The 6,710-nt window shown below is 71.6% G+C and carries 4 protein-coding genes; all 4 read left to right on the plus strand.

What is annotated here, in order from left to right; translation table 11 throughout:
• The first annotated feature begins 146 nt into the window (after positions 1 to 146).
• The 4 genes from ACWCP6_RS12120 to ACWCP6_RS12135 all read left to right on the plus strand — a co-directional run bounded on the left by ACWCP6_RS12120 (position 147) and on the right by ACWCP6_RS12135 (position 6,582).
• Positions 147 to 968, plus strand: a complete 822-nt coding sequence (locus ACWCP6_RS12120; RefSeq protein WP_450932278.1) for a glycosyltransferase family 2 protein — start codon at positions 147 to 149, stop codon at positions 966 to 968.
• A complete protein-coding gene (locus tag ACWCP6_RS12125) occupies positions 965 to 1,996 on the plus strand; it encodes a glycosyltransferase family 2 protein (RefSeq protein WP_450932279.1) in 1,032 nt (343 codons plus the stop codon). Before ACWCP6_RS12120 ends, ACWCP6_RS12125 begins: the two co-directional genes overlap by 4 nt.
• A gap of 70 nt (positions 1,997 to 2,066) precedes the next feature.
• Positions 2,067 to 2,864 (plus strand): polysaccharide deacetylase family protein, encoded by a 798-nt coding sequence (locus tag ACWCP6_RS12130; protein ID WP_450932280.1) that lies wholly within the window; start codon positions 2,067 to 2,069, stop codon positions 2,862 to 2,864.
• Positions 2,857 to 6,582 (plus strand): lipopolysaccharide biosynthesis protein, encoded by a 3,726-nt coding sequence (locus ACWCP6_RS12135; RefSeq protein ID WP_450932281.1) that lies wholly within the window; start codon positions 2,857 to 2,859, stop codon positions 6,580 to 6,582. The genes ACWCP6_RS12130 and ACWCP6_RS12135 overlap by 8 nt, the downstream gene beginning before the upstream one ends.
• Positions 6,583 to 6,710: the final 128 nt, after the last annotated feature.

The following is a 6,710-nucleotide window of genomic DNA, read 5'->3' on the forward strand; positions in this document are numbered from 1 at the left end:
TGCCGCGCGGCCAGCTATGCCAGCTCACTCGCGGCCAGTACGGAGATCAATTCCGCATGGCCTGAGTGAGAACCCCCCTTTCGAACCGGAAACACAACCGGACCGCCCAGGGGCGGGCGGTCCACCGGACGAGAGGGAACAGACTCATGAGCTCTTTTCTGCGCCCGGCAGAACCGGGCCAAGATCAATTCATCCAAGCCGGCCAGTACCGGCCGGTTTCCACTCACTTGGCGATCGCTCCGCCGGTGAGCGTCGTGATTCCCGCCATGAACGAGGCGGAGAATCTTCCCTATGTGTTCAAGACACTTCCCGACTGGATCCACGAAGTGGTTCTGGTCGACGGAAATTCCACCGACAACACCGTGGAGGTCGCCCGTGAACTGTGGCCGGACGTCAAGGTCGTCCGGCAGCTCGGAAAGGGAAAGGGCGACGCCCTGATCGCCGGATTCGGCGCATGCACGGGCGAGATCATCGTGATGGTCGACGCGGACGGCTCGGCGGACGGCAACGAGATCCTGTCGTACGTCTCCGCGCTGGTCTCCGGCGCCGACTTCGCCAAGGGCTCCCGCTTCGCCAACGGCGGCGGCACCGACGACATGACACCTATCCGCAAGCTCGGCAACCGCGTCCTGTGCGCCGTGGTCAACGCGAAGTTCGGCGCCCGCTACACCGACCTGTGCTACGGCTACAACGCCTTCTGGCGGTACTGCCTGGACGAGATCGACCTGGACTGCACGGGGTTCGAGGTCGAGACCCTGATGAACATCCGGGTCGTCAAGGCCGGCCTCAAGGTCCAGGAGATCCCCAGCCACGAGTACCTGCGCATCCACGGCGACAGCAATCTGCGCGCCGTCCGCGACGGGATACGGGTCCTCAAGGTGATCCTCAAGGAGCGCTCCAACCGGCGCGCCCGGCGCCGCCAGGCGCCCGCCCTCACGCTCAGCGCGGGCCGGGGAGAGGTGTCTTGAGCGCACGCGACCGTGACGGGGAGCCGGGTGGCCCCGGCATCTCCGTCGTGATCTGCGCCTACACCGAGGACCGCTGGGAGGACATCCTCGCTGCGGTCTCCTCGGTGCGGGCGCAGTCCCTGCCCGCCCTGGAGACGCTGGTGGTCGTGGACCACAACCCGGCGCTGCTGGACCGGCTGGCGAAGGAGTACAAGGAGACCCAGGGTGTGCGGGTGCTCGCCAACGCGGGCCCCCGCGGCCTCTCCGCGGGCCGCAACACCGGTATCGCGGCGTCCGCCGGGGAGATCATCGCCTTCCTGGACGACGACGCCGTGGCCGAGCGGGACTGGCTGCGGCACTTCGCCGAGGGGTACGCCGACCCACGGGTCATGGCGGTCGGCGGCCGGACGATGCCCGTCTGGGCGTCGGGCCGGCGCCCGGCGTGGTTCCCGGAGGAGTTCGACTGGGTCGTCGGCTGTACGTACAAGGGCCTGCCGGAGGGCAGGGTGCGGGTCCGCAACGTCCTGGGCGGCAACGCCTCCTTCCGGCGCAGCGCGTTCGACACGGCCGGAGGCTTCGCCACCGGCATCGGGCGCGACGGCAACAGACTGCCGCTGGGCTGCGAGGAGACCGAGCTCTGCATCCGGCTGTCCAAGAGCCGGCCGGAGGCGATCCTGCTGATCGACGACCGGGCGGTCATCCACCACCGGGTTCCCTCGGCACGCGAGCACTTCCGCTACTTCCGCACCCGCACCTACGCGGAGGGCATCTCCAAGGCCCTGGTCGCCCGGAGCGTGGGCGCGGACAAGGGCCTGGAGTCGGAGCGCCGCTACACCACCCGGGTGCTGCCGGCCGGGGTGGCCCGCGGCCTGCGGGACGCACTGCTCGCCCGCCCCGGCGGCGCGGGCCGGGCGGGCGCCATCGTCGCCGGCGTGGTGACGGCGGCCGGGGGGTACGTACTCGGGAGCGTCCGGGCCCGCAGGGGAGGCGCCGCGTTCTCCGTCGTGGAGATCGGGGAGGCCGCGGACGGCGAGGGGGGAACGGCATGAGTGTGCAGCCCGCGCGGGCGCGCAGGAGCCCGGTGCGACGGTGCACCGCCCACCGGGGCGGTGACGCCGGATGAACAGCGCCGTCCCCATCCTCATGTACCACTCCGTGGCCGATGCGCCGAACGACGCCACCCGCGTCCTCTCGGTCGCCCCGGAGGCGTTCGCCGAGCAGATGGCACTGCTCGGCGACAAGGGGTTCACGCCGCTGACGACCGCGCAGCTCGCGGACGTCTGGCGGCGCGGCGGGCCGCTGCCCGGCCGGCCCGTCCTCGTGACCTTCGACGACGGCTACGAGGGCGTGCACCGGCATGCGCTGCCCGTGCTCGCCGAGCACGGTTTCGCCTCCACGCTGTTCGTGTCGACGGGGTGGCTGCGCGGCCCGTACGACACCGGTGGCGGCCTGGACACCATGCTGGGCTGGGACCAGGTGCGCGAACTCGCCACGGCCGGGACGGAGATCGGCGGGCACAGCCACACCCATCCGCAGCTCGACCAGCTCCCGGACGAGGAGCTGGCGTTCGAGCTGAGGCGGTGCCGGGAGATCGTCGCCGACGAGCTCGGCTCCGCTCCCGTCTCCTTCGCCTACCCGTACGGCTACTCCAGCCGCCGGGTGCGCGGCGCGGTCCGCCGGACCGGGTTCGCCCAGTCGCTGGCCGTCGGCAACGACCTGGCGCGGCGCACCCAGGGACCGTACGCACTGCGCCGGGTGACGGTGCGCCGGGACACCGGCATCGACGAGTTCGAGCGGCTGGTCGACGGCCGCGCGATCACCCGCACATTCGCCAAGGACCGCGCCCTCACCAAGGGATACGCCGTGGTCCGCAGAGCCCGACAGCTCGGCCGGAAGGCAAACCGCACCCGTGTCTGACACGACCACTGCCCAGGCGACCGAAACCACCACGACCGAGCAGCCGCCGCAGGCCGGCCGCAGGCTTCGCCTGCCCGGCCTGTCCGGCCTCGGCAAGGGCGGCAAGGGGTCGGGCGGCGGCAACCAGCTGTTCCGCAACGCCTACGCGCTGATGCTCAACACGGGCATCAGCGCGGTCCTCGGTCTGGGCTTCTGGCTGGCCGCCGCCCGCTACTACACCGAGGACGCCGTCGGCCAGGGCTCCGCCGCCATCGCCGCGATGAAGCTCATCGCGGGGCTCACCGCGGTGACGCTCACCGGCGCCCTGGCCCGCTTCATCCCGGTGTCCGGCGCCGGCACCGGCCGGCTCATCTTCCGTACGTACGCGGGGAGCTCGGCCGTCGTCGCGTGCGCCGCGGTGGTCTTCCTGCTGACCCTGGGCGTGTGGGGCCCGTCGTACAGCTTCCTGGACGGACCGGTCAAGGGCATCGGCTTCGTCGCCGCCGTCGTCGCCTGGTCGCTGCTGACCCTGCAGGACGGAGTGCTGACCGGGCTGCGCAGCGCGCTGTGGGTGCCCGTCGGCAACACCGTGTTCTCGGCGGTGAAGCTGGCGCTGCTGGTCGTGTTCGCCGTGGTGATCCCGACGTCGGGCGTGTTCGCGTCGTGGGTGGTGGCGATCGGCACGTCCGTGGTGCCGCTGGGCTGGCTGGTGTTCCGGCGCCTCGTGCCCCGCCATGTGAAGGCGACGCAGGACCAGGCCCACCCGCCGACGCTGCGGGAGCTGGGGCGCTTCCTCGCGGGCGACTACACGGGGTCTCTGTTCTCGCTCGCCGTGGTCTACCTGGTGCCGGTCATCGTCGCCTCGCAGGTCAGCTCCGCCGACAACGCGTACTTCTACATCACCACGACGATCGGCGGCACGGTCAATCTGCTCGCCATCAACATGGGTGCCTCGCTGACCGTCGAGGGCTCGCACGACCCGGCGCGGCTCGCGGCCAACACCCGGGCCGCACTGCGCCGGATGGCTCGGATCATGCTGCCGGTGTGCGGGGTGCTGTTCATCGGCGCCCCGTTCATCCTGCATGTCTTCGGCGACGGATACGCGCACGCTGCGACGCCGCTGCTGCGCTGGTTCGCGGTGGGCGCCGCGCTGCGGGTCGTCATGGAGACGTACTTCGCGGTGCTGCGCGCACAGAGCCGCACCTCGGGGCTCGCCTACCTCCAGGGCCTGTTGTGCGTGCTGGTGCTGGGGCTGACGCTGCTGCTGCTCCCGCGCATGGGGCTCACCGGCGCCGGTGTCGCGGAGATCTCCAGCCTCGCGGTGATCGTGGCGATCGCGGCGCCGAAGCTGTGGGGGATCGTACGAGCGGCGCCCGCGGGCACCGCGCCCCGGGACGCGGCTCCCGACGGCGATTCGGCCGACCTGGCCACGCCGTCCGAGGCCGTGCCGGACCCGGGCCACCGGGGCCCGGCATGGGCGCTGCGGGACTCGCTCGACTCGGACACGGTGACACTGGGCCTCGGGCTGAACCTCGACCACCAGGAGCGGCGCCCGGACGTACGGCCCGGGCCGGGGACACCGCCCACGGGGACCCCGGTGGTGCCGGTGCCCCCGCGCGAGGCGTCGGTGCCGTCGAGGGAGGCGTCCGCGGTGGCCTCCGCACCACCGCGGGGCGACCAGTCGCCGCCCGTGACGGCCGGCGGATGGCGCCCTGCCCGGCCCGCCCGCAGCGCACTGCTCCTGGGCACCCTGCTGGTGGCGGCCCTCGGGCTGTACTGGCTGCCCGTCCTCGGCCTCGACGACACCGACCTGGACCGGATGGGCGGGCTCGGCCTGATCTCCGTCCTGCCGACGGCGACGCTGCTCGGCGCGGTGCTGCTGGTCGTCGTGTTCGCGGGGCTGCTGTGGCTGAACCGGCAGCACAAGGCCCTGCTGCTGGTGACGCTGCTGGCCACCGTCGTCTCGCTGCACGCGCTGCCCGCGGTCATCGAGACCGAGCCGCGGTTCGCGACGGCCTGGCAGCACCTGGGGTTCCTGGAGTACATCGACCGTACGGGCTCGGCGGTGCCGGACCTGGACGCCCGGTGGAGCTGGCCGGGGTTCTTCGCGGCGACCCTGTTCGTCTTCAAGGCGTGCGGGCTCGGCGACATCAGCGGGATGACCGAGGTGATCCGGTGGTGGCCGCTGACGGTGCAACTGCTCTATCTGGCGCCGATGTTCCTCCTGGTCCGCGCGGTGCGGGCGGACTGGCGCGCCAAGTGGGCGGGCATCTGGATCTTCGTCCTCAGCGGCTGGGTCGGCCAGGACTACTTCTCGCCGCAGGGCTTCACGTATCTGCTCTATCTGGTCTTCGTGGCCGTCCTGCTGGTGTGGTTCCGCGCGCCGCGGATGCTGTGGGGCAGGCTCCGGCCGGGCGAGGCCGAGGTGGAGCCGGCGGACCGGCGTCAGCGCGCGGTGCTGCTGCTGGTCCTCGTCGGCCTGTTCGCGGCGACGGTCCCGGCGCACCAGCTCACGCCGTTCGTGATGCTCGGCGTGCTGGCCTTCCTCGTGCTGGTGGGGCGCAGCGAACTGCGCGGCCTGCCGGTGCTGTTCGCGGCGCTGGCCGCCGTATGGGTGGGCTTCTTCGCCGAACCGTACTGGCAGGGCCATTTCAATGAACTCTTCGGCGGCATGGGCGGCGTGGGCAGCAATGTGTCCACGTCGGTCTCCGGGCGCATCAAGGGCGGCGACCCCACGCACAAGCTGGTGCTCTACACGCGTGTGGCGCTGGCCGGCGGGATCATGGCCTTCGCCTGCCTGGGCTGGCTGCGTCGCCGCAGGTCCCGGTACAGCGAGCGGTCGTTGCTCGTGCTCACCTTCGTCCCCTTCCTCGGCTTCGGCATGCAGTCGTACGGCGGCGAGATGGCGCTGCGCGTCTTCATGTTCGCGGTGCCGGGCGCGGCGCTGCTCGCCGGTCTGGCGCTGTTCCCGCGCGCGGGCGGCACGGCCCCGGAACGCGACGGGAAGCGACTGGTCCTCGCGCCGGTCGCCGCGCTGCTGGCCGGGCTGCTGCTGACGGGCGGCTTCCTGGTGGCCCGCTGGGGCAACGAGCCCTTCGAGCGGATCCGGCCCGGCGAGGTCGCCGCCATGGACTACGTGTACGCGCACGACAAGCCGACGGTGCGGCTGCTGTGGATGAGCAACGACGTTCTCGACAACGTCACACCGGCCATGCCGTGGGGCGCGCGGGACATGGAGCGGGTGCAGTACGTCCCGACGCTCGCGCCGACCGATCCGGTACTGGTGTCGAGTCTGGTCAAGGCGCTCAAGGACGCGGGACCGAACTCGTATCTGATGATCAACCGGAGTCAGGTCGTCTATCTGGAGATGGACGTCGGCTACGCGAAGACCTGGGAGCCCCGGCTCGTCGGCAACCTGGACCGCCGTCCGGAGCTGAAGAAGGTCCTCTCCAACGGCGACGTGGAGATGTACGCGCTGCGGAACCGGCCGTCCGGGAAGGTCCCGAAGCCGGCGCCCGGCCCGATCGGTCCGCAGGTGACGTGGACGCCCTGGTCGGTTGTCGGCGCGCTGGCCGCGGTCGCGGTGGTGCTGCTGCTCGCGGCTCGTGAGCTGGTGCGGGTGGCCGTGCGGCCGGGCGTCCGGCAGCTGCGCTGGCTGCAGAGCAGCTTCTGGTTCGCGTTGCCGCTGCTCGCCGTGCTGTTGGCGTCGCTGGTGCAGAGGTTCATGACGCTGGCCTAGGGGGCGTCTTGTCGATCACGCCGGGCTCGCGGGGCTGATCCGGCCTGATCGACAAGACACCCCCTAGGGCCCTGTCGTGGCAAAGACCGCAACCCCCCCCCCGGGAAGGTTAATACAAACCCCCAGGC

The organism is Streptomyces sp. NPDC002004 (genome assembly GCF_053593975.1).

What these genes read in the sequence shown, in the direction of transcription:
- ACWCP6_RS12120 (WP_450932278.1), top strand. Translation starts at nt 147, where the DNA reads ATGAGCTCTTTTCTGCGCCCGGCAGAACCGGGCCAAGATCAATTCATC.
- ACWCP6_RS12130 (WP_450932280.1), top strand. Translation starts at nt 2,067, where the DNA reads ATGAACAGCGCCGTCCCCATCCTCATGTACCACTCCGTGGCCGATGCG.